This is a genomic window from Variovorax trehalosi (assembly GCF_051216415.1).
Classification (GTDB): Bacteria; Pseudomonadota; Gammaproteobacteria; order Burkholderiales; family Burkholderiaceae_C; genus Variovorax.
On record NZ_JBPJZG010000001.1, the window covers coordinates 1,005,047 to 1,025,931 of the forward strand.

The following is a 20,885-nucleotide window of genomic DNA, read 5'->3' on the forward strand; positions in this document are numbered from 1 at the left end:
TCCCCCGACCGGCTGCAACGCGTGCAACCGGTCAACGCCTCGATGAGAGAGAGAAGGGGCCGCGCCTACTTCTTGCGCACGTTCCAGTACAGGACGGCGGGCGAGGGCAGCAGGCCGCTCACCACGCCGCGGCGCACCGCGGTCGGCGCCTTGCCCTCGCCCAGCGGCGCGATCACGCCGCCTTCGAGCACGCGCAGCTGGATCTGCGTGGCGATGTCCTTGCGCTGCGCGACGTCGGCCGTTTCGATGAACCGCGTCTTCAGCTTTTCCAGTTCGGGATCGACGGGCCAGCCGAAGTAGCCCTGGTCGCCGTTGCCGGTCAGCGGGCTGTAGGTGATGGGGCTGCTGGCATCCACGCCGCCCCAGAAGGTGATGAAGGCATTCCAGCCGCCGTTCTCCGGCAGGTCTTTCTTGGTGCGGCGCGTCACGAGCGTGGCCCAGTCGGTGGTCTGCACATCGACGTTGAAGCCCACCTGCTTGAGCAGCTGCCCGTAGATGGCAGGCAGCTTGTTCAACGCCGGCGCATCGCCCGGCAGCAGGATGACGACAGGCTTGCCGTCGTAGCCCGATTCCTTCAGCAGCTTGCGCGCCTCCTCGAACTGCGGCTTGCCGGTGAAGAAGCCTGTCTTGTCACTGGCATAGATCGAGCCGCACAGGTAGATCGAGGTGCAGGGCTTGTAGAAGTCGCGGAAGGTGGCCTGGGCGCGCAGCATCGCTTCTTGGTTGATGGCGAGCATGGCGGCCTTGAGCGCCTTCGGGTTGTTGAAGGGCGCGACCTTGTGGTTGTAGATCACGGTGAACGGGCCTGCGGGCATCACGTCCACCAGCTCGATCTTCTGATTGGTGCGCATGTCGGTGTAGCCCGAGGAGGGCACGGTCTCGAGCATGTCGACCTCGCCGTTGAGCAGGGCATTGACCTGCGTCTGCGGGTCACGCAGCAGCACCCACTCCACGCGGTCCAGGTTCACTACCTTGCCGCCCGCGAGGCCCGAGGGCGCCTCCTTGCGCGGCACGTAGGCGGCGTTCTTGCGATAGATCACACGGTCGCCGGGGCGAAAGTCCGCCTTGGCGAGCGTGAAGGGGCCGGAGCCGATCATCTCTTCGATCTGCTTGTCGGCGGGCGTCTCGGCCACGCGCCTGGGCATGATGAACGGCACCAGCGGATTGGGCTTGCCCAGCGCATCGAGCACCACGCCGAAGGGCTGCTTGAAGTTCATGCGAAAGGTGTTGGGGCCTTCCGCGGTGATGCTGTCCATGGCCTCGTACATCTTCTGGCCGAGCGTGTCGCGCTTGGCCCAGCGGGCGAGCGAGGCGATCACGTCCTGCGAAGTGACGGGCGCGCCGTCGTGGAACTTCAGGCCCGGGCGCAGCGTGAAGGTCCAGACCTTGTTGTCGGGGCTGGCGGTGTATTTGTCCACCATCTGCGGCTTGATCGCGCCCTTTTCGTCCATGCCGAAAAGGGTGTCGTAGATCATGAAGCCGTGGTTGCGGGTGATGTTGGCGGTGGTCCAGATCGGGTCGAGGATCTTCAGGTCCGACGAAGGCACGGTGCGCAGCACGGTGTCCGCGGAGGCCGTGGCCGAGAACGCGAGGGCCAGTGCCGGCAGGGCGGCCGCGAACGCGCGGCGCAGCGAGAGGGAAATAGCCATGAAGCCTTACTTCTTTTGAGAGGTGCCAGAGGGAGGTGTTGAAGAGGAATCCGCAGACTTGCTTTCGCGCAGCTGGGCCAGCAGAAATTCGAAGATGTCGCGCGAACCGGCTTCCGCATCGATGATCTTGTGCAGGATGCGGCGAAGGGTGTCGACCTCGGCCACGGTGAGGCAATCGAGGAAGCGCGCTTCCATTTCCTTCCCGATGGGCTCGGCCTGCAGCACGAGGTCGATGCCGGAGGGCGTCAGGCACAGGTGGATCTGCCGGGCGTCTTCGCTGCCGATCTGGCGCTGCACCAGCTCGCGCTGCACCAGCGAGCCCACGAGCTTGGAGACCAGCGTCTTCTCGATGGCGCAGGTTTGCACCAGCTGGCCCATCGTGATGCCGGGTGCGCCGCCGATCATGCGAAGCAGTCGCACGTCACGGATCGACAGGCCGACTTCGATCTCGTACACGCGAGAACCACGGTCTCTCGTTCGCTCGGAGGCCAGGTCGAGCAGGACGTTGATGTAGTCGGTTTTCAGATCGAGTGGTGCGTGCATGAGCAGATGAGAGAAATCTTCAATAGTTGAAGTATTCAACTATCTGGGGTGCTTATGCAAGCACCGGGCCAGGTGACGAGGGAAATCACCTACGACCGATGCTGTCGAGAGGAAGAGGGATGAAGCGCCGCTTTTTTGCGGCCTGGGCAATCACATGACTGCCCTCATGCGGCACGTGCCTGGTGCGGTGCGTGCACCAGGATGCGCCTGGGTCTGCGGCTTCTCTTGCCCGGCCTATCGGCGTGCGTACGTCGTGGCGACGGATTCGACCTCTCCAAGATAGCCGCGCAGCCCCGCGAGGTCGAGCACCTCGACGCCGCCGTGCTCCACCCGCAGCAGCCCCGCGCGTTCGAGTTCGTGCAATGCGCGATTGGCGCGTTGGCGCGAGACGGCGGACAGCAGGCCGATCTCGTCCTGGCTCAGGCGCACGAAGCTGCTGGTCTGCGGATAGAGCACAGGGTCGAACAGGCTGGCGAGGCAGCGTGCCACGCGTGCGTCGGGGCCCAGCAGGCGGTCGAATTCCATGAGGCCGATGAACAGGCTCAGGCGTGCGTTGATGTGCGACAGGAGGAACCGGCTGAATTCGATGTTCGTCGAGAGCAGCCGCTCGAAGGTGTGGCGCGGCACGCAGGCCATGCGCGTCGGCCGCATGGCCACGCCGTCGTAGCGCCACGGGCCGGGCTTGAGCAGCGAGCCTTCGCCGGCCCAGCCGCCGGTGGTCACGCCGGTGAAGGTGGAGACGCGGCCATCGGCCAGCGAGACCGACATCTTCACGAGGCCCTCGATGATGCCGAGCCAGAGGTCGGCCGGCTCGCCGCGGCGCAGCGCAAAACCGCCGGCCGGCACCTCGCGCTCGTGCGACTCGCGCACCACGCGGTCGAGTTCCTCGGCCGTCAGGGTCTGTGCCCACAGGCTCTCGCGGAGCATGGTCTCCATGGCGTTCGACGACATACGTGCTTTCCTCGCTCGCTTGCTTGCTTTTCAGCTGGCTGGCTTGCTCACCCGCTCTTCCACCCGCGTGGGCCTGCATGGAAAGGCCCGCGGATCCGTGCGTAAGGAATGTCTTTGAAACGACACTCTTGGCGAAACGATCATGACATATTGACTCCTGTTCGCCACAACCAGAAGACAGGAGACAAGGATGGAACATTCCGAATCCGGCGCGGTCCCCACGCATGTGCCGCGCCAAGACGAACCACCCGGCATGCGCCGGCGCGACCTGTTGGGATACGCGGCATCCGCGCCGCTGGTTTCAGCCGCCGCCGTGGGACTTGGCGGGCTGGCGGCCCCCTCGTCGGCCGAAGCGGCGATCCTGCCGATGACGCCCCCCGACACGACCGACCTGATCGACATCGGCGATGCGGTGACGCTCACCGCGCTGCCGACCATGCCGCTGGTGAAGGTGACCCCTATCGCCAACGGCCGCGTGCGGCTGGAGCTTCCGCGGCTGGAGTCGGGGCAGGGCATCGCCACCGCCGCCGCAATGATGCTGGCCGACAAGCTGCGCCTGCCGCTCAGTGCCATCGAAGTCGGCTCGGCGGATGCGAGCCCGGAGCTGATCTTCAACCAGCTCACCGGCGGCTCGTCGAGCGTGCGTTCGCTGCATGCCGGCATGCCGTTGCTGGGCGGCCTGGGCGGATTGCTTTCGGGCAGCGCGAACGCGGTGGTCGGCCGGCGCACCACCCGGCTCGATGCGCTGGAGATCGTGACCGGCCGCAAGAAGTTCTCGATGGACCAGGCCGTGCCCGAGGCGAAGCCGACCATGGTGTGCCGCCCGCCGACCATCAACGGCAAGTTCGTGCGCATCAACAACCTGAACACGGTGACGGCGATGCCGGGCGTGCTCGGCATCGCGCCGATCCCCGCGACCAACGGCATCGTGCCCACGCCGCCCGGCGTGGCGGTGATGGCCGAGACCTTCGGGCAGGCCTGGGCCGCGGTGAATGCGCTCGACGTCACCTGGACGGCCGGCCCGGTCGCGGGCGAATCCAACGCCAGCATCCAGCAGAAGCTCAAGAGTGCGCTGTTGCCGTTCCTGCTGCCGCCGCTGGGTGCGCTCACGGTCGAGGGCGAATTCGAGTTCGCGGCGGTCTCGCACTGTCCGATGGAGACCGAATGCGCCATTGCCGATGTGCGTGCCGACCGGGCCGAGATCTGGTCCGGCCTGCAGAGCCCGATCGTCACGCAGCAGGCCATTGCCATCGAGCTGGGCCTGCCGCTGGACAAGGTCAAGGTGCATGCGGTGCCCTCGGGCGGCTCCTTCGGACGCCGGCTGTTCTGGGACGCGACGCTGCAGGCGGTGCAGGCCTCCAAGGCGCTGGGCCGGCCCTGCCGGCTGATGTACCACCGCACGGACGACATGCGCCACGGTCGCGTCCGCCCGCCCATGTTCCACCGGGCGCGCGCCACCATGCTGCTGGGCCAGGTCATCGCCTTCGAGCAGCGCATTGCCGGGGTGCGGCTCGACACGCGCCACGGCTTCGGCGAGATGCTGGGCGCTGCGGCCATCGCGCTGCCCAACGGCTTTCCGCAGACGGTGGGCAACTTCGCGATCGAGCAGGTCATGTTCAAGACCATGGTCACCTCGCCGTACAACTTCGGCGTGACCACCAAGCTGCTGACACCGGTGGCGATGGACATGAACACCTGCTCGTACCGCTCGGTGCACATCCAGCCCTCGCGGCTGGTGGAGGAGATCCTGGTCGACGACATGGCCCGGGCGCTGCGCAAGGACCCGGTCGCGTTCCGCCTCGAGTACCTGCGACTGCCGCGGGCACGCGCGGTGCTCAAGGCGGCGGCCGAGGCGGCGGGATGGGGCAAGGCCATGCCGGCGGGCTTTGCGCAGGGCGTGGGGGTGCACCAGGAGTCGAAGTCGTTCACCGCCTGCATCGTCGAGATCGATGCGCGGGTGCCGACCGACATCAAGGTCGTTCGCGCCACCATCGCGATCGACGTCGGCACGCCCATCAACCCCTCGGGCATCGAGGCGCAGATGCAGGGCGGCCTGTGCGAATCGATCTCCATCGTGCTCACGGCGGGGCTGCACATCCAGAACGGGCTACCGCTGGAAGGCAGCTATTCGCAGTACCACTTCGCGCGCATGAAGAACTACCCGAAGGACGTGAAGGTGATCATCATGCCGGCCAGCACCGGCGAAGCCATCGGCGGGCTGGGCGAGGTGGGCCTGTCGGCCAGCTCGGGCGCGATCGCCAACGCGTATGCACGCGCCACTGGCCGGAAACCGCGCAGCTTCCCGCTGAATTTCCCGGTCGATTTCACCCCGATCCCCCCGGGCAAGCTGCCCACGCCGGTCGTCGTGCCGGTGCCCGCCTGAGGAGCCCCCCATGTCCGTGCAATCTTTCAAGGTGAACGGCAGCAATGTCGATGTCGAGGCGCCCGACGACATGGCGCTGCTCTGGGTGCTGCGCGACAAGCTCGGCATCACCGGCCCGAAGTACGGCTGCGGCATCAACGTGTGCAAGGCCTGCACCTGCCACGTGGACGGCAAGGCGGTCACCGCCTGCTCGACGCGGGTGGCCGACGTGCGCGGCCGCCAGGTGACGACCATCGAGGGCCTGGCCAACGGCAACGTGCTGCATCCGGTGCAGCAGGCCTGGATGAACCTGGACGTGCCGCAGTGCGGCTTCTGCCAGCCGGGGCAGATCATGGCGGCGGTCGATCTGCTGCGGCGCACCCGCAACCCGACCGATGCGGACATCGATGCCATCGAGAACGTCTGTCGATGCGGCACCTACGGGCGCATCCGGGAGGCGATCAAGGCGGCCGCGGCCATGATGGGGTAGCGGGACGGGCGCCCGCCAGGCGCGAACCCGTCATGCGGATAGACGGGTCGGGAGACATAATTGTTAACTAATGCACACATCTCCCGCCGATTCCGACCGCCGCGCCGGGCTGGGCCGCTGGATCGCAACGTTGTGCCTGGCCCTGCCGCTGGCTGCGTTCTCTCTTGTGCAAGGGGCACACGCAGCCGATGCCGCGCCACCGTCCGATGGCGCCGTCCACATCACCCGCGCCGAACTGCTGTCCGTCCCCGGCACGGGATATTCCGCGCCTCCGCAGCGCATCGAGGACGCCCGGCTGCCGAACGACGGATGGCAGGAAGTCGACCTCCCGCACACGGCCGGACGTGAACTGGTCCCCACGCCGCTGGGCGGCGTGCGGACCCTCACCGACTGGTACCGCATCGACCTGACCGGTCAGCTGCCGTCGAGACAGCCGCGCCTGCTTTACCTTCCGCGCTGGAAGACGCTGGGCCATATCGCGGTGTACGGCGATGGCGTCCTGCTCTACCAATCGCATGGCAGCCCGATCCACAACGGCTACAACCATCCGCTGCTGCTGCCGCTGAATGCGACCGACGGCGCGTTTTCTCCAACCTCGGTGCTGATCCGCGTTGACCGCCTGCGCAGCAGCGGGAGCGGGTTCTCCACCGTGTGGGTGGGCGACCAGGCGTCGCTGAACTGGCGCTATCAGATCCGCGAGCTGCTGCAGGTGCAGGTGCCGGCCATGGGCAGCGCCGCGTTCCTGGCGGTGGGCGTTTTCGCATTCGCGGTGTACCTGGGCAAGCGGCGCGAGTCGCTCTACCTGCTGTTCTTCGCGATCTCGGCGCTGGCCTTCCTGCGGACGCTCCACTACTACGCGGGCGGCAACTACTTTCCGGTCTCGGACGAGCTGTTCGAATGGATGACGGTGGCCTCGCTGCTCTGGCTGATCATCGCCATCCACCTCTTCCTGCAGCGCCTGCACCAGCAGCCCTCGCCCTGGCTGACCCGCTTGTCGGTGGCGCTGGCAACGGCCTGCAGCATCGCCACGCTGCCGCATCTGTCGCCGTCCATCGCGAGCCTCTACCTGATCACGCCGCTGCTCAACCTGATGGTGCTGCCGGTCGCGGTGCTGATCTTCGCGGTGAACCTGCGCAAGGCGTTGCGCGCGAAATTGCCCGAGGGGCGGCTGGTCGCGGGCTGGACGGTCTTTGCCGTCGCGTTCACTTCCTACGACGGGCTGCTGCAGAACAACCTGGTGAGCCCGGAGAGCGTGTACACCTCGCCCTACGCGATCATCAGCCTGTTCTTCGTCTTCTCGTACATCATGTTCGAGCGGTACACCGGTGCGTTCGCCGAAGTGGCCCGGCTGAACAAGGGCCTGGCGCAGCGCCTGCAGGCACGCGAAGCCGAGCTGGAACAAAGCTACCAGCGGCTGCGCGTGATCGAGAACCAGCAGATGCTCGATGCCGAGCGCCGGCGCCTGATGCAGGACATGCACGACGGGCTGGGCTCGTCGCTCATCAGCGCCATCCGTTCGGTGGAGCGGGGCGCCATGACGGATGCCGAGATCTCCGACGTGCTCAAGGGCTGCATGGACGACCTGAAGCTGGCCATCGACTCCATGGAGAGCGTGGACGCCGACCTGTTGCTGCTGCTCGCCACCCTGCGTTTTCGCCTGGCGCCGCGCATCGAGAGCGCCGGCGTGGCGCTGCGCTGGGAAGTGCAGCCGGTGCCCGAGCTGCCCTGGCTGGACCCGGGGAGCGCGCTGCACATCCTGCGGATCATGCAGGAGTGCATCGCCAACGTGCTGCGCCACACGCGGGCCACCACCATCGGCTTCAGCACCGCGACGGCGGGCGAGGGCGTCTCGGTGGTGATCGAGGACAACGGCGCGGGCTTCGATGTGCAAGAGGCCATGCGGCGAAGCGGCCGGGGGCTGCGCAACCAGCAGCAGCGTGCCATGGCGATCGGCGGAACTGTGAACTGGGAATCCGGCAGCGGCGGAACGCGCTTCACGCTGTGGCTGCCGCTTCGGCGGAAGGTCGATGCAGAAAAGGCAGTGCGGGCCGCTGCCTGATGCGCCGAGGCCCCTGCGCTACTTCGGGCCTTCTTTCTTTGCCAGCGGAGGCTGCGAAAGCACCCAGGCCGCCAGCACCCGCGCATCGGCCTCCGACACCAGGCTCTGCCGCGGCATGATGACGCGGCCCCAGGTGCCGACACTGCCGTTGCGGATCTTCTCCGCCAGGCGCGGCGGCGCCTCCGGATCGTTGCGATAGCGCTCCGCGATCTGCGCGAAACCCGGGCCGACCTGCTTGTGGACCAGTCCATGGCAGGCCATGCAGCCGTTTTTCCTGAGCAGGTCCACCGGCGCGGTCTGCGCGGTGGCGATGGATGCGCTGTTGAAAAGCAACAGCAGGACGGCGATCGGGAGCTTCATGCGCAGGGGTTGTAGGTACTTTGATTTGCGGCCCGCCAGGAGCGGGAACGCATGGTCGCATGCCGCCTCGTCGGTCGTAGTGCATTCGCGACAAGTCGATTCAAGAGTAACTATATGTATGGTTAAATCCGCGGAACTACCGCGAAAGAGGACGAGGGAAACCCCATGAAGCTGTTGCTGAGCATTGCGTTCGCCGCTGTGGCCCTGATGGGCTGCACCGCCAGGGCGCCGCTGGTGCCGACCGAACCCGGCACCGGGTCCGGACTCACCTACGTGCCCATGGTCGCCATGGAAGGCGTCGACAAGGTTCGCTACGACAACGACGTGCAGGCCTGCCGCACGGCAGCCACCCGCATCACCGCGCGCAGCGAAACCGGCGATGCCATGTGGCTGGCGCTGGGTCTGGGCCTGATCACGGTGCATGGCCAGGGCATCGTTGCCGCCGCTTCGTACACCGGCATCAGCGCAGCCGTCATCGACTGGAATGGCCGCCCGACCTCGGAGCTCATGGCCGAGCACCAGGAAATTGCGATCGTCCACTGCATGGCCAAGCGCGGCTACCGCAACCTCGATCCGGACGTGCGCGACACCTTCTATGGCCACACCTTCGATCCAGTGGTCGCCGCCAAGCCGCGCCGCACCGGCATCGACACCTACAACGTCGAATCGCTGGCCAAGGCCGGGCGCTGCAACGTGCAGCCGCGCGCCGAACTCACGGCCAAGGGCCCGGGCTTCGAGTCGTACAACGTGCCTTGCGAAAACGGCGGCACCTGGGCGGTGCGCTGCGAATTCGGCAAGTGCCGCGTGCTGGCGCAGGCGCCGGTCCGTCGTTCCTGAGTTTCTTCAGGCAAAAAAAGAAGCCGGCTTTCATGCCGGCTTCTTTTTTGAGGCTTTAACGCCAGACGTAATGTCCCGGCACGCGGCGGCCATGTTCGCGGTGCGCCGGCACCCAGACCTTGTGCTTGCGGTGGCTCTGTCCTGCGTGCGAACGGTCATAGCCCGGTCCGTGCCGCGGCGATGGCTGGGCCAGGGCAGCGGTCGAGAGAACGCAGGCGGCGATGACGAAGATGATTTTTTTCATGTTGGAGTCCTTCGGGTTGATGACGCACCAAAATCCGGTGCGGCATGAACCTTAGTTCGCAGAGCTGCCCCACCTCGTAGGCCGCTGGGCACTTTACAAACAGGACACCAAAAACCTGGGCCGCTGCTCCCGCAGCCGTGCCCCACGCCTCACTTGACGATCATTCCCTTGAGCGCCGGGTCCGGCGGCGGGGCCTTGAGCTTCATCTGCCGCAGCGTCTTCATCAGCAGTTGCGCAATCATCAGGTTGCGGTGCCGCTTGCTGTTGGCCGGTATGACGTACCACGGCGCATGCTCGGTCGATGTGGCGGCCAGCGCGTTGTCATAAGCGCGCTGGTAGGCGGGCCACTTGGTGCGCACTTCCAGGTCGCCCATGCTGAACTTCCACTGCTTGCCGGGCGTGTCGATTCGGGCCTGCAGGCGCTCGCGCTGCTCGTCCTTGTCGATGTGCAGCATGCACTTCACGATGACCGTGCCGGTCTCGGCCAGCAGCCGCTCGAAGTCGTTGATCTGGGCATAGCGGCGCTTGGCCTCGGCCTTGTCGATCCAGCCTTCGACCACCGGCACCAGCACGTCTTCGTAGTGGCTGCGGTTCCACACCGCGATCTCGCCGTTGCGGGGCACGACGGCGTGGCAACGCCAGAGATAGTCGCGCGCCCGTTCCTCTTCGGTCGGTGCCTTGAAGGCCGCCACGCGCACGCCCAGCGGGGAGGTGCGCGAGAACACCCAGCGCACCGTGCCGTCCTTGCCGCTGGTGTCCATGCCCTGCAGCACCAGCAGCACCTTGCGGCGACCTTCGGCGTGAAGCAGGTTCTGCAGCTCGTCGAGCTCGACGGCCATCGCGTCGACCTCTTCGCGCTGCGCGGCTTCGTCGCCCTCGCAGAAGGCGGTGTCGCCGGGATCGACCTGCGAGAGCTTGAACTTGCTGCCGACGCGGTATTTCTTGAAGCTGGCCATGAACCGGAACCCCTTGAAGAAGGAAAGCCGACAGCGTAAGCGAATCAGCGCTCGGTATCTTCGGGATCGATCGAGGCGCTCCAGCGGTTGTCCCATTCGGCATGGCGCACCGCGCCGTCGAGATCGCGCCGGTCGCGCTTGGTCGGACGGCCCTGTTCGATGGCCAGGGCCGGCTCGCTGCCCATGCGGCGCTGTTCGCGCAGTGCAGCCTGTGCGGCGATGCTTTCCGCAGTTTCCTCGTAGAGCAACTGGGCGACGGGCGCCGGCCCGCGCTGGCCGCTGATGCCGCGCACTGTCACGGTCCGCGTCTGCACGCCCAGGCGCATCGTCACGGTGTCGCCGGCCTTCACCTCGCGCGAGGCCTTGGCAACGTCGCCGTTCACCTGCACCCGGTTCTTGCCGATTTCCTCCGCGGCCAGCGAACGCGTCTTGAAGAAGCGTGCGGCCCAGAGCCATTTGTCGATGCGCAAACGTTCCAGAGATTCCATAGATCAGGAATTGTGCCGCCAGAGCGGCAGATGCACGACGGCGTCCAGCCCGATGACCCTGGCGGCGCTGTCCTGCGTGGTGCGGTTTTCGAGGTCGATGCGGCCTTCGAGCGCCAGCACGATCTCGCGGCAGATCGCCAGCCCCAGCCCCGAGCCGCTCGACGTGCTGCCGGCGGAGAAGGGCGCGAACAGGCGCTGCCTCAGTTCGGGCGAAATGCCGGGCCCTTCGTCGCGCACCGTCAGCACCGCCTGCCCCCCGACAGCCCGCACGCTCACCGACAGCGCCGCGCCCTGCGGGCTCTGCTTGATCGCGTTGTGCAGCAGGTTGCGCGTGAGCTCCTGCAGCATCCACTGGTGCGCGCGCACGGCCACCGGCTCGCCCGCGGCCAGCTCGAAGTCGAGCGCCTTGTCGGCCACCAGCGGCGACAGGTCGAGCACGATGTTGCGCACCACGTCGCCCAGGTCAAGCGTCACCGACTCGGGCTGCTGGCGCAGTTGCTCCACCTTGGCGAGCGAGAGCATCTGGTTGGCCAGCATCGTGGCGCGCTCGACCGTCTGGCTGATCTCGCCGAAGGCCTGCTCGGGCGCCACGTCGCCGCGGCGCGCCGACTGCACCTGCGCCTTGAGCACCGCCAGCGGCGTGCGCAGCTGGTGGGCGCTGTCGCGCACGAAGCGCTTCTGGTGGTCGAGCAGCCGCTGCAGCCGGCCCATCACCTCGGTGGTGGCGTCGATCAAGGGGCGCAGTTCGCGCGGCGCATCGGGTGCATCAATGGCCGAGAGGTCGTCCGCCGGCCGTTTCTCGATGGCTTCGCCCAGTTCGCGCACCGAGCGCGTGGCGCGGTGCACCACGAACACCGTGACGCCCGCGATCACGCCCATCAGCAGCAACTGGCGCCAGAGCGTGTCGAGCAGCAGCTTGCGCACCAGCGTCTCGCGCAGCTCCAGCGTCTCGGCCACCTGCACCACCGCCATGCCGCGGCCGCGCGCGCTGGCCACCGGCTGCAGCAGCACCGCGACGCGAACGGGTTGCCCCCGGAACTGCGCATCGTAGAAATCGACCAGCGCCGCATACGCGCTGCGGTCCGGAATGCGGCCGCGCCAGAACGGCAACTCGGCAAAGCCCGAAATCATCTCGCCGTCGAGCGCGGAGACCCTGTAGAACAGGCGGCTGCGGTTGTCGGCCTCGAAGGCTTCGAGCGCGGAGTAGGGCACGATCGCGCGCAACTGCGCGAGCTCGTCGTAGCCCTCCACGTCGAGCTGCTCGCCGATGGTCTTGGCCGAGGCGAGCAAGGTGCGGTCGTAGGCGGTGGTGGCGGCCGCGAGGCTCTGGCGGTACAGGCTCACGCTGTTGATCACGATGAACAGCGCCACCGGCGCGAGGATGCCGATCAGCAGCCGCGCGCGCAGCGAGGAGACATGCTTCATGCGGCCTTCATGTCTCGGGCCGCAGCAGATAGCCGAGGCCGCGCATCGTCATCAGCACCGCGCCCGTGCCCACGAGCTTCTTGCGAAGGCGATACACCACCACCTCGATGGCCTCGTACTGCACCTCGGTCTCGCCCGGAAACACCAGCTCGAACAGGCGCTCCTTGGTCACTGCATGGCCCGGCTTCATCATCAGCGCCTTCATCAGTGCGAGCTCGCGCGGCGTGAGTTCGAGCAGGTCGGCGCGGTTGTAGATGGCGCCGTTGTCGGGCTCGAAGCGCAGGCCGCCGATCTCCTGGGGGTTGAGCGCGGTGTCGAGGCCCGCGCTCTGGCTGCGCCGGCGCAGCGCGCGGATGCGGGCCTCCAGCTCGTCGAGGTCGAAGGGCTTGGGCAGGTAGTCGTCGGCGCCGGCGTTCAGGCCCACGATGCGGTCGCCCACGGTACCGCGGGCCGTGAGCAGCAGCACCGGCGTGCGCAGCCCCTCGGCGCGGGCCTGGGCCAGGACCTGCAGGCCATCAAGGTTGGGCAGGCTCAGGTCGAGCGCCACCACGTCGGGCTCGATGGCGCGCCACTGCGCCACCGCCTCGGCCCCGTCGCCGCAGACGCGCACATCGATCCGGCGGCGGCCGAGGGTGCGCTGCAGGGTGATCTGCATCGAGGGATCGTCTTCGACCAGCAGCAGCTTCATACGGGGGTCATGTGGGGGGAGCGGAATGGATACTTTGGTGTTTTCCCCAGTCTGGCGGACAGCCAACTGACAGCGGGGCGGCGCATGATAGCGGCTCAGGCCTGAGTCAGGTTCCTGCCACTTTCCTTTCAGCCCCTCTGGAGACAACGATGCGTCGCGATACCTTTTTGAAGTCCCTGGCCGCTCTGGCCGCCGCCGGAGCGCTTCCGCTCTCGGCGCGTGCTGCAGCCAACGTCAAGATGATGATCCCCGCCAACCCGGGCGGCGGCTGGGACACCACCGGCCGCGCATTGGGCAAGGCCCTGAGCGACGCCAAGGTGGCCGACACCGTCACCTACGACAACAAGGGCGGCGCCGCCGGTGCACTGGGCCTGGCCCAGTTCGTGAACGGCTCCAAGGGCGACGCCAACGCGCTGATGGTGATGGGTTCGGTCATGCTGGGCGGCATCATCACCGGCAAGCCGCCGGTCAAGCTGGAGCAGGCCACGCCCATTGCGCGCCTGACCACCGAATACAACGTGTTCGTGCTGCCGGCCAATTCGCCCCTGAAGACCATGAAGGACGTGGTCGACCAGCTCAAGAAGGACCCGGGCAGCGTCAAGTGGGGCGGCGGTTCGCGCGGCTCCACCGAGCACATCGCCGCGGCCATGATCGCGCAGAAGGTCGGCGCCGATCCCTCCAAGATCAACTACGTGGCCTTCCGCGGAGGCGGTGAAGCCACCGCCGCCATCCTGGGCGGCAATGTCACCGTCGGCGGCAGCGGCTACAGCGAGTTCGCCGAATACATCGCCGCCGGCAAGATGAAGGCGATTGCCGTCACCTCCGCCCAGCGCCTGCCGGGCATCAATGTGCCCACGCTCAAGGAGCAGGGCATCGACGTGGAAATCGGCAACTGGCGCGGCGTGTACGGCGCCCCCGGCATCTCGGCCGAGCAGCGCAAGGCGCTGACCGACATGGTGCTGGCCGCCATGAAGAGTTCGTCGTGGGCCGAGTCGCTCAAGAAGAACGACTGGACGCCTGCCGTGATCTCGGGCGAAGCGTTCGCCAAATTCGTGGACGACGACTTCGCCAGCCTCCGGGCGATCATGACCAAGTCCGGCATGGTCTGACGGCAACCGCGCAATACCTGCCTGCCGAATGGCACGCTGTCCTCGCAAGAGACGACAGCGTGCCGTTTTCAAATCCAGCACCACATTCCGGGAGCAAAAATGACAACTCCAGATTCCTCGGTCTCGCCGCCTGATTCGGCGGCCCAAGCGGCTGTCTGGCCGCAAACCCTCGTCGGCGCGGGCGTCCTGCTCACCGGCCTCGCACTGGCCTTCGGCGCCATCGGCATCTCCTCCGAGGCCGGCTACGGCGGCGTCGGCCCCAACTTCCTGCCCTGGATGGTGTCCGTGGTGCTCGTGCTCTGCGGCGCCTGGATCCTCTGGGAAGCGCGCACCGGCGGCTTTCGCGAGCTCGATGCGCCCACGGGGGCCGACCGCGCCTACTGGCCCGGCTTCGTCTGGGTCTCGGCGGGCCTCCTGCTCAACGCGGCGCTCATCACCACGCTGGGCTTCATCCTGAGCTGCACGCTGTGCTACCTGCTGGCCGTGCAGGGCCTGCGCCGCGCAAGCGGACAGGCCGGCGTGAATTCGCCGCGCACCTTCGCCATCGATTTCGTCACCGGCGCGCTGATCTCCGCCCCTGTGTTCTGGATGTTCACGCAGTTCCTGGCGATCAACCTGCCGGGCCTCACATCGACCGGGTGGCTCTGACATGGAAATCTTCAACGCACTGATGGCGGGCTTCGCCACGGCGATCACCCCGATCAATCTGCTCTGGTGCCTGGTCGGTTGTGCCCTGGGCACGGCCGTGGGCGTGCTGCCCGGCATCGGCCCGGCGGTGGCGGTGGCCATGCTGCTGCCGATCACGGGCAAGGTCGACATCACGGCCTCGATGATCTTCTTCTCGGGCATCTACTACGGCGCCATGTACGGCGGCTCGACCACCTCGATCCTGCTGAACACGCCCGGCGAAACCGCCAGCATGGTGACCGCGATGGAAGGCAACAAGATGGCCAAGAGCGGCCGGGCGGGCGCGGCGCTCGCCACCGCGGCCATCGGCTCCTTCGTGGCCGGCACCATCGCCACCGTCATCGTCACGCTGTTTGCGCCGTTCGTGGCCGAGTTCGCGGTCAAGCTCGGGCCGCCCGAGTATTTCCTCCTGATGCTGCTGGCCTTCACCACGGTGAGCGCGGTGCTCGGCAAGAGCACGCTGCGCGGCATGACGGCGCTGTTCGTCGGCCTCGCGGCCGGCTGCGTGGGCCTGGACCAGATCTCCGGCCAGGGCCGTTACACGGGCGGCGTGCCCGAGTTGCTCGACGGCATCGAGATCGTGCTGGTCGCGGTCGGCCTGTTCGCCGTGGCCGAAGTGCTCTACGCGGTGCTCTACGAGGGCAAGGTCGTCGAAGGCCAGAACAAGCTCAGCCGCGTGCACATGACCAAGCGCGACTGGAAGCGCTCGATTCCCGCCTGGCTGCGCGGCACCGCCATCGGCACGCCCTTCGGCTGCATTCCGGCCGGCGGCACCGAGATCCCGACCTTCCTGAGCTACGCGACCGAGAAGAAGCTGGCCAAGGACAGGGACGCCAAGGCCGAGTTCGGCACCACCGGCGCCATCGAAGGCGTGGCCGGCCCCGAGGCCGCCAACAACGCCACGGTGACGGCCGCGCTGATCCCGCTGCTCACGCTCGGCATCCCGACCTCGAACACCACCGCCATCCTGCTGGGCGCGTTCCAGAACTACGGCATCCAGCCGGGGCCGCAGCTCTTCACCACCTCGGCCGCGCTGGTGTGGGCGCTGATCGCCTCGCTCTACATCGGCAACGTGATGCTGCTGGTGCTGAACCTGCCGATGGTGGGCCTGTGGGTCAAGCTCCTGAAGATCCCGAAGCCACAGCTCTATGCCGGCATCCTGATCTTCGCGACGGTGGGTGCCTACGGCATGCGCCAGAGCGCGTTCGACCTGTTCCTGCTCTACGCCATCGGCCTCCTGGGCGTGGTGATGCGCCGCTTCGATTTCCCGACCGCCCCCGTGGTGGTCGGCATGATCCTCGGCCCGCTCGCCGAAGCGCAGCTGCGCAACGCCATGTCGATCGGCGAGGGCAGTGCGGCGGTGTTCTTCCAGCGTCCGATGTCGATCGCGCTGGTGATCATCGTGGTGGCCGTGCTGGTGCTGCCGCGCCTGGCCAAGCGCATGAGCGAGCGCAAGTTGAAGCGGCTGGCGCAACTGGACGCCTGACGCGCCTTCTTCGCTTCCTCTCCGAAATGCCGCGGCGCCCTGGCCCCGCGGCATTTTTCTTTTGGCTCTTTCAGGCGGCGGTCGCGGGCGCTAGGACCTGCGACCGAGCCGCTCAGGAGTTGGCCGCCTGCGCGGCGGGCAGGCGGCGCAGGCCGGACCGCGCACGCTTGCCTTGCGCGATGCCGGGCTTCTCCACGAGCCGGTAGCTGGCCACCGAAGCCGCCACGAGCAGCAGCGCGCACAGCGTGCCCACCAGCCAGTACTGCATCGCCCCGGCCATTGCGAAGTCCTGCAGCGGCGGCACCGCGAAGACCGCGGTCAGCGCGATGCCCTGCAGCAGGTAGATGCTGTAGCTCACCGTGCTCATGCGCCGCGCCGCGCGCAGGGCCAGCAGGCCGTAGAGCGTGCTGCCGTTGCAGACCAGGTGGAAAAAGAGCCAGAGCAGCACGACCTGAACGGGGCCGACCATGTGTGGGAACCCAAGGAACAGGGCGCCCAGGCAGGCGAGGGCGAGCAGCGATGCGCCCCATGCCGGCAGGCGTGAAGCGAGCCGCCTCGCGCCTTCGTACCGGATCAGCCACGCCGACAGCATTCCGAGGAGAAACGACGCCAGCACCCAGGCCATCGCACCGATCACCAGCGCGAGCGTGGGCTGCGTGGGCGAGCCGGCCGATGGAAGCGCCGCGATCGTCAGCGCCGGCAGGCACAGCAGCAGCAAGCCGCCGGCAACGAAGCGCGGCGTTCGCCCGTTGCGCGCGAGCGGTGCCATCAAGCGGAGCGATCCGTAGAACAGCCACTCCACGAAGACCGTCCAGGTCACGCCGGCGAGGATGAACGTCGTTCCGACATAGCCATTGATGTCGGGCTGCATCGGCACGATGCCGAGCGCCAGCCATTGCAGCGCCCCGCCCAGCACGGACCAGACCGGCTCCCTGAGCGTGAACCCGGTTTTCCAGGCAACGATGAAGAGCATCAGCCCGACCGTCACCAGGTACATCGGGCCGATGCGCCAGAGCCGGCCGACGTAGAGGCTGCGCCAGTCGGGCCGGCCCTTGGTGTCAAGCAACTTTCCCCAGAACAGGAAGCCGGTGATCATGAAGAAGACCCCCACGCCAACCTGCCCGAGCAGCGTGGGGAAGCCCGAGGACGGAAACGTCCACTCGCCGCTTTCGAGGTAGCCGTGGGTCACCATCAGGTGATGCACGAAGACGCTGAGGGCGAGAAAGCCGCGCAACCCGTCGAGCGTCGCGGTGCGCTGGTCGCGCTGCGGCGGCTCGTCGGCGGCGCGGAAGACCGGCAGGGCCAGCGCGACGAGCACCACGCCCATGAGCACGACATACGGCCAGGCGGAGAAGACACTCATCGCTTGCCTTGTTCGTCTTCGATGCCGTGGACTGGCAGGGGGCTCAGGCGCCCGTCCGGGCGGGCGCGGCGCCGCTGTCCCCCGTGGTCTCGCGCAGGTCGTCGTCGATGTGCGGATCGGCCGGCTGCCCGCGCAGCCTGCGCACGGTGCGCCGGATCCAGTGCTCGATGTCGTCAACGTAGGTGAACACCGCCGGCACCACCAAGAGGCTCAGCACGGTCGAGGTGATCAGCCCGCCGATCACCGCCATCGCCATCGGCGAGCGGAAGCTGGAGTCCGCGGCGCCGAAGCCCACGGCAATCGGCAGCATGCCGGCGCCCATGGCGAGCGTGGTCATGATGATGGGCCGCGCGCGCTTGTGGCAGGCATCGCGCAGCGCGTCCCAGCGGCTCATTCCGTGGTCGCGGCGCGCCACGATGGCGTATTCCACCAGCAGGATCGAGTTCTTCGTGGCGATGCCCATGAGCATGATGAGCCCGATCAGCGACGGCATCGAGAGCGCCTTCTGCCCGATCAGCAGACCCACGAAGGCGCCGCCGAGCGCGAGCGGCAGCGCGCACAGGATGGTCACCGGATGCAGGAAGTCCTTGAACAGCAGCACCAGCACGATGTAGATGCACAGCACGCCCGTGAGCATCGCGAGGCCGAAGCTCGCGAAGAGCTCGGTCATCACTTCCGCATCGCCCACCTCGGTCACGCGCACGCCGGGCGGCAGCTTCTGGATCGAGGGAAGGTTCATCACCGCGGTCTTCGCATCGCCCAGGCCCACGCTGGAGAGTTCGATCTCGAAGTTGACGTTGCGCGAGCGGTCGTAGCGGTCGATCACGGCCGGGCCGCCTTCCATGGTGAGCGAGGCCACCTGGCTCAGCATGACGGGGCCGCGTGCGCCAGGCACCGAGAGGCGGCCGAGCAGGTCGAGGTCCTTGCGCGCCGAGTCTTCCAGCTTCACCACGATCGGCACCTGCCGCTGCGCGAGGTTGAGCTTGGCGAGCGACTGGTCGTAGTCGCCCAGCGTGGCCACGCGCAGCGTCTCGGCGATGGCGGCGCTGGTCACGCCCAGGTCGGCGGCGCGCGCGAAGTCCGGCCGCACGGCGATCTCCGGGCGGATCAGGCTTGCGGTGGAGGTGATGTTGCCCAGGCCCGCGATGGTGCGCAGGTCCTTCTCGACCGCGCTGGCGGCGGTCGCCAGCGCCACCGGGTCTTCGCCCGTGAGCGCCAGGATGTACTTCTCGCCCGAGCCGCCCAGGCCCACGGTGCTGCGCACGCCGGGCAGCGTCTCCAGGGCGGTGCGGATCTGGTTCTCGATCACCTGCTTGCGCGGCCTATCGCCGCGCTCGTCCAGCTTGATGGTGAGCGTGGCCTTGCGCGTCTCGGGCGTGCCGAAGCTGGCGAACGGGTCGCCGCCGGCGCTGCCGCCGGCCACCGTGGTGTAGACGCTTTTCACATGTGCGATCTTCATCACGCGGTTGCGCGTTTCCTCGGCGGCCGCGGTGGTCTGCGCGAGCGTGGAGCCCGGCGCGAGCGACAGGTACACCTGCGTCTGCGAGTTGTCGTCCGGCGGAATGAAGCCGGTCTTGAGCAGCGGGATCATCGCGAGCGAACCGAAGAAGAAGAGGGTGGCCATCACCATCGTCTTGAAGCGGTTGTGCGTGCTCCACTCCACCGCGCGCATGTACCAGCGCAGCCACCCCGGCTCTTTTTCTTCGCCGACGATGGGCTTGAGGATGTAGGCCGCCATCATGGGCGTGAGCACCCGCGCGACCACCAGCGAGGCGAACACCGCGAGCGAGGCCGTCCAGCCGAACTGTTTGAAGAACTTGCCGGCCACGCCGCTCATGAAGGCCGTCGGCAGGAACACCGCGATCAGCGTGAAGGTGGTGGCGATCACCGCCAGGCCGATTTCGTCGGCCGCCTCCATCGCCGCCTGGTAGGGCGTCTTGCCCATGCGCAGATGCCGCACGATGTTCTCGACCTCCACGATCGCATCGTCCACCAATATCCCGACCACCAGCGAGAGCGCGAGCAGCGAGATGACGTTGACCGAGAAGCCCAGCACGAACATGCCGATGAAGGCCGGGATCACCGACATCGGCAGCGCCACGGCCGAGACGAAGGTGGCACGCCAGTCGCGCAGGAACAGCCACACCACGATCACCGCCAGGATGGCGCCTTCGTACAGCAGGTGCAGCGAGCCGTTGTATTCCTCTTCCACCGGGTCTACGAAGTTGAAGGCTTCGGTCAGCTCGATGTCGGGGCGCTGCGCGCGCATCTCGCCCAGCGCCTTCTGTATCGCGCGGCCCACTTCCACTTCGCTGGCGCCGCGGCTGCGGGCCACTTCGAAGCCCACCACCGGCTTGCCGTTGAGCAAGGCGCCCGAGCGCGGCTCGGCGATGGTGTCGCTGATGCGCGCCACCTGATCGAGCCGCACGCGGCGGCCATCGGACAGCACGATCTGGATGTTGTTGAGCTGGTCGGCCGACTGCACGGTGGCGAGCGTGCGCACCGGCTGTTCGCTGCCGCCCAGGTCGAAGCGGCCGCCCGCGCTCTCCACCTGCACCTGGCGCAGCTGGCGCGAGATGTCGGCCGCCGAGGCGCCCAGCGCCTGCAGCTTGCTCGGGTCCAGGTCGATGTGCACCTGGCGGGTGACGCCGCCCACGCGGTTCACCGCGCCCACACCGGGCAGCGCGAGCAGCTTCTTGGTGACGTCGTTGTCCACGTACCAGCTGAGCGCCTCGGCATCCATCTGCGACGAGGCGATGGTGAAGGCCAGCACCGGCTGGCCCGCCAAGTCGAGCTTGGTGACCACCGGGTCGCGCACGTCGGCCGGCAGGTCGGCGCGCACGCGCTGCACCGCGGAGCGCACGTCGTCCACGGCTTCCTGCACCGGCTTTTCGAGGCGGAACTCGACGATCAGCGTGGCGGCGCCGTCCTGCACCTTGGTGGTGATGTGCTTGAGGCCCTGCACGGTGGCGATGGAGTTCTCGAGCTTGCGCGCGACGTCGGTTTCCAGCTGCGAAGGGGCGGCACCGGGCAGCAACGCCGAGACCGTGACGGTCGGCAGGTCGATGTCCGGAAAGTTCTGCACCTTCATCGCGTTGAACGACAGCAGCCCACCGAAGGTGAGCAGCACGAACAGCATCACCGCCGGAATCGGGTTGCGTATGGACCAGGCGGAAACGTTCATGAGC

At 67.4% G+C, this 20,885-nt stretch carries 18 protein-coding genes; 7 read left to right on the forward strand and 11 right to left on the reverse strand.

Annotated features, from left to right (window positions below):
- Window positions 1–65: 65 nt before the first annotated feature.
- The 3 genes from ACSFA7_RS04710 to ACSFA7_RS04720 all read right to left on the reverse strand — a co-directional run bounded on the left by ACSFA7_RS04710 (window position 66) and on the right by ACSFA7_RS04720 (window position 3,143).
- On the reverse strand, window positions 66–1,649 hold the full coding sequence (locus tag ACSFA7_RS04710) for an ABC transporter substrate-binding protein (RefSeq protein WP_435498312.1): 1,584 nt from the start codon (window positions 1,647–1,649) through the stop codon (window positions 66–68).
- Between the two features lie 6 nt (window positions 1,650–1,655).
- Entirely contained in the window at window positions 1,656–2,192 is a 537-nt protein-coding gene (locus ACSFA7_RS04715; protein ID WP_435498313.1) for a MarR family winged helix-turn-helix transcriptional regulator, read from the reverse strand.
- Between the two features lie 234 nt (window positions 2,193–2,426).
- Window positions 2,427–3,143 (reverse strand): Crp/Fnr family transcriptional regulator, encoded by a 717-nt coding sequence (locus ACSFA7_RS04720; protein WP_435498314.1) that lies wholly within the window; start codon window positions 3,141–3,143, stop codon window positions 2,427–2,429.
- Between the two features lie 190 nt (window positions 3,144–3,333).
- Here ACSFA7_RS04720 and ACSFA7_RS04725 point away from each other — a divergent pair, with 190 nt between their 5' ends.
- The 3 genes from ACSFA7_RS04725 (at window position 3,334) to ACSFA7_RS04735 (ending at window position 8,054) form a co-directional block, all read left to right on the forward strand.
- Window positions 3,334–5,526: a xanthine dehydrogenase family protein molybdopterin-binding subunit gene (locus ACSFA7_RS04725; RefSeq protein ID WP_435498315.1), complete on the forward strand. Its 2,193-nt coding sequence runs from the start codon at window positions 3,334–3,336 to the stop codon at window positions 5,524–5,526.
- A 10-nt stretch (window positions 5,527–5,536) separates the two neighbouring features.
- The gene (locus tag ACSFA7_RS04730; protein ID WP_277401895.1) at window positions 5,537–5,995 is read left to right on the forward strand and encodes a (2Fe-2S)-binding protein; all 459 of its coding nucleotides are present in this window, start codon (window positions 5,537–5,539) and stop codon (window positions 5,993–5,995) included.
- Between the two features lie 70 nt (window positions 5,996–6,065).
- Entirely contained in the window at window positions 6,066–8,054 is a 1,989-nt protein-coding gene (locus ACSFA7_RS04735; protein ID WP_435498316.1) for a sensor histidine kinase, read from the forward strand.
- A gap of 18 nt (window positions 8,055–8,072) precedes the next feature.
- Here the strand turns inward: ACSFA7_RS04735 and ACSFA7_RS04740 are convergent, their stop codons facing one another.
- Entirely contained in the window at window positions 8,073–8,414 is a 342-nt protein-coding gene (locus ACSFA7_RS04740) for a c-type cytochrome (RefSeq protein ID WP_435498317.1), read from the reverse strand.
- 165 nt (window positions 8,415–8,579) lie between these two features.
- Between ACSFA7_RS04740 and ACSFA7_RS04745 the strand changes: the two genes are divergently transcribed.
- Window positions 8,580–9,251, forward strand: coding sequence for a hypothetical protein (locus ACSFA7_RS04745; protein WP_435498318.1), 672 nt, complete (start codon window positions 8,580–8,582; stop codon window positions 9,249–9,251).
- A gap of 55 nt (window positions 9,252–9,306) precedes the next feature.
- Here the strand turns inward: ACSFA7_RS04745 and ACSFA7_RS04750 are convergent, their stop codons facing one another.
- From ACSFA7_RS04750 to ACSFA7_RS04770, 5 genes are all read right to left on the reverse strand, one after another.
- Window positions 9,307–9,495, reverse strand: a complete 189-nt coding sequence (locus tag ACSFA7_RS04750) for a hypothetical protein (RefSeq protein WP_435498319.1) — start codon at window positions 9,493–9,495, stop codon at window positions 9,307–9,309.
- 149 nt (window positions 9,496–9,644) lie between these two features.
- Complete coding sequence (locus ACSFA7_RS04755) at window positions 9,645–10,451, reverse strand: PPK2 family polyphosphate kinase (RefSeq protein WP_435498320.1); 807 nt, start codon at window positions 10,449–10,451, stop codon at window positions 9,645–9,647.
- Between the two features lie 44 nt (window positions 10,452–10,495).
- The gene (locus tag ACSFA7_RS04760; RefSeq protein WP_013541870.1) at window positions 10,496–10,930 is read right to left on the reverse strand and encodes an RNA-binding S4 domain-containing protein; all 435 of its coding nucleotides are present in this window, start codon (window positions 10,928–10,930) and stop codon (window positions 10,496–10,498) included.
- A 12-nt stretch (window positions 10,931–10,942) separates the two neighbouring features.
- Window positions 10,943–12,364 (reverse strand): sensor histidine kinase, encoded by a 1,422-nt coding sequence (locus tag ACSFA7_RS04765; protein ID WP_435498321.1) that lies wholly within the window; start codon window positions 12,362–12,364, stop codon window positions 10,943–10,945.
- A gap of 7 nt (window positions 12,365–12,371) precedes the next feature.
- Entirely contained in the window at window positions 12,372–13,052 is a 681-nt protein-coding gene (locus tag ACSFA7_RS04770; protein ID WP_206178899.1) for a response regulator transcription factor, read from the reverse strand.
- Window positions 13,053–13,201: 149 nt separating this feature from the next.
- Here ACSFA7_RS04770 and ACSFA7_RS04775 point away from each other — a divergent pair, with 149 nt between their 5' ends.
- The 3 genes from ACSFA7_RS04775 (at window position 13,202) to ACSFA7_RS04785 (ending at window position 16,334) form a co-directional block, all read left to right on the forward strand.
- The gene (locus ACSFA7_RS04775; protein ID WP_435498322.1) at window positions 13,202–14,161 is read left to right on the forward strand and encodes a tripartite tricarboxylate transporter substrate binding protein; all 960 of its coding nucleotides are present in this window, start codon (window positions 13,202–13,204) and stop codon (window positions 14,159–14,161) included.
- A 99-nt stretch (window positions 14,162–14,260) separates the two neighbouring features.
- Window positions 14,261–14,809 carry a tripartite tricarboxylate transporter TctB family protein gene (locus tag ACSFA7_RS04780; protein ID WP_435498323.1) on the forward strand — a complete coding sequence of 183 codons (549 nt, stop codon included), beginning with the start codon at window positions 14,261–14,263 and terminating at the stop codon, window positions 14,807–14,809.
- Between the two features lies 1 nt (window position 14,810).
- Complete coding sequence (locus ACSFA7_RS04785) at window positions 14,811–16,334, forward strand: tripartite tricarboxylate transporter permease (protein ID WP_435498324.1); 1,524 nt, start codon at window positions 14,811–14,813, stop codon at window positions 16,332–16,334.
- A gap of 112 nt (window positions 16,335–16,446) precedes the next feature.
- Here the strand turns inward: ACSFA7_RS04785 and ACSFA7_RS04790 are convergent, their stop codons facing one another.
- Both ACSFA7_RS04790 and ACSFA7_RS04795 read right to left on the reverse strand, forming a co-directional pair.
- The gene (locus ACSFA7_RS04790) at window positions 16,447–17,697 is read right to left on the reverse strand and encodes an acyltransferase family protein (RefSeq protein WP_435498325.1); all 1,251 of its coding nucleotides are present in this window, start codon (window positions 17,695–17,697) and stop codon (window positions 16,447–16,449) included.
- A 43-nt stretch (window positions 17,698–17,740) separates the two neighbouring features.
- Window positions 17,741–20,881 (reverse strand): efflux RND transporter permease subunit, encoded by a 3,141-nt coding sequence (locus ACSFA7_RS04795; RefSeq protein ID WP_435498326.1) that lies wholly within the window; start codon window positions 20,879–20,881, stop codon window positions 17,741–17,743.
- Window positions 20,882–20,885 lie beyond the last annotated feature (4 nt).

Excerpts from the sequence above, each read along its gene's own strand:
- ACSFA7_RS04715 (WP_435498313.1), bottom strand. The coding sequence starts at position 2,192 with ATGCACGCACCACTCGATCTGAAAACCGACTACATCAACGTCCTGCTC.
- ACSFA7_RS04720 (WP_435498314.1), bottom strand. The coding sequence starts at position 3,143 with ATGTCGTCGAACGCCATGGAGACCATGCTCCGCGAGAGCCTGTGGGCA.
- ACSFA7_RS04785 (WP_435498324.1), top strand. The coding sequence starts at position 14,811 with ATGGAAATCTTCAACGCACTGATGGCGGGCTTCGCCACGGCGATCACC.
- ACSFA7_RS04795 (WP_435498326.1), bottom strand. The coding sequence starts at position 20,881 with ATGAACGTTTCCGCCTGGTCCATACGCAACCCGATTCCGGCGGTGATG.
- ACSFA7_RS04710 (WP_435498312.1), bottom strand. The coding sequence starts at position 1,649 with ATGGCTATTTCCCTCTCGCTGCGCCGCGCGTTCGCGGCCGCCCTGCCG.
- ACSFA7_RS04765 (WP_435498321.1), bottom strand. The coding sequence starts at position 12,364 with ATGAAGCATGTCTCCTCGCTGCGCGCGCGGCTGCTGATCGGCATCCTC.
- ACSFA7_RS04745 (WP_435498318.1), top strand. The coding sequence starts at position 8,580 with ATGAAGCTGTTGCTGAGCATTGCGTTCGCCGCTGTGGCCCTGATGGGC.
- ACSFA7_RS04790 (WP_435498325.1), bottom strand. The coding sequence starts at position 17,697 with ATGAGTGTCTTCTCCGCCTGGCCGTATGTCGTGCTCATGGGCGTGGTG.
- ACSFA7_RS04780 (WP_435498323.1), top strand. The coding sequence starts at position 14,261 with ATGACAACTCCAGATTCCTCGGTCTCGCCGCCTGATTCGGCGGCCCAA.
- ACSFA7_RS04750 (WP_435498319.1), bottom strand. The coding sequence starts at position 9,495 with ATGAAAAAAATCATCTTCGTCATCGCCGCCTGCGTTCTCTCGACCGCT.
- ACSFA7_RS04725 (WP_435498315.1), top strand. The coding sequence starts at position 3,334 with ATGGAACATTCCGAATCCGGCGCGGTCCCCACGCATGTGCCGCGCCAA.
- ACSFA7_RS04735 (WP_435498316.1), top strand. The coding sequence starts at position 6,066 with ATGCACACATCTCCCGCCGATTCCGACCGCCGCGCCGGGCTGGGCCGC.
- ACSFA7_RS04770 (WP_206178899.1), bottom strand. The coding sequence starts at position 13,052 with ATGAAGCTGCTGCTGGTCGAAGACGATCCCTCGATGCAGATCACCCTG.
- ACSFA7_RS04730 (WP_277401895.1), top strand. The coding sequence starts at position 5,537 with ATGTCCGTGCAATCTTTCAAGGTGAACGGCAGCAATGTCGATGTCGAG.
- ACSFA7_RS04740 (WP_435498317.1), bottom strand. The coding sequence starts at position 8,414 with ATGAAGCTCCCGATCGCCGTCCTGCTGTTGCTTTTCAACAGCGCATCC.
- ACSFA7_RS04775 (WP_435498322.1), top strand. The coding sequence starts at position 13,202 with ATGCGTCGCGATACCTTTTTGAAGTCCCTGGCCGCTCTGGCCGCCGCC.
- ACSFA7_RS04755 (WP_435498320.1), bottom strand. The coding sequence starts at position 10,451 with ATGGCCAGCTTCAAGAAATACCGCGTCGGCAGCAAGTTCAAGCTCTCG.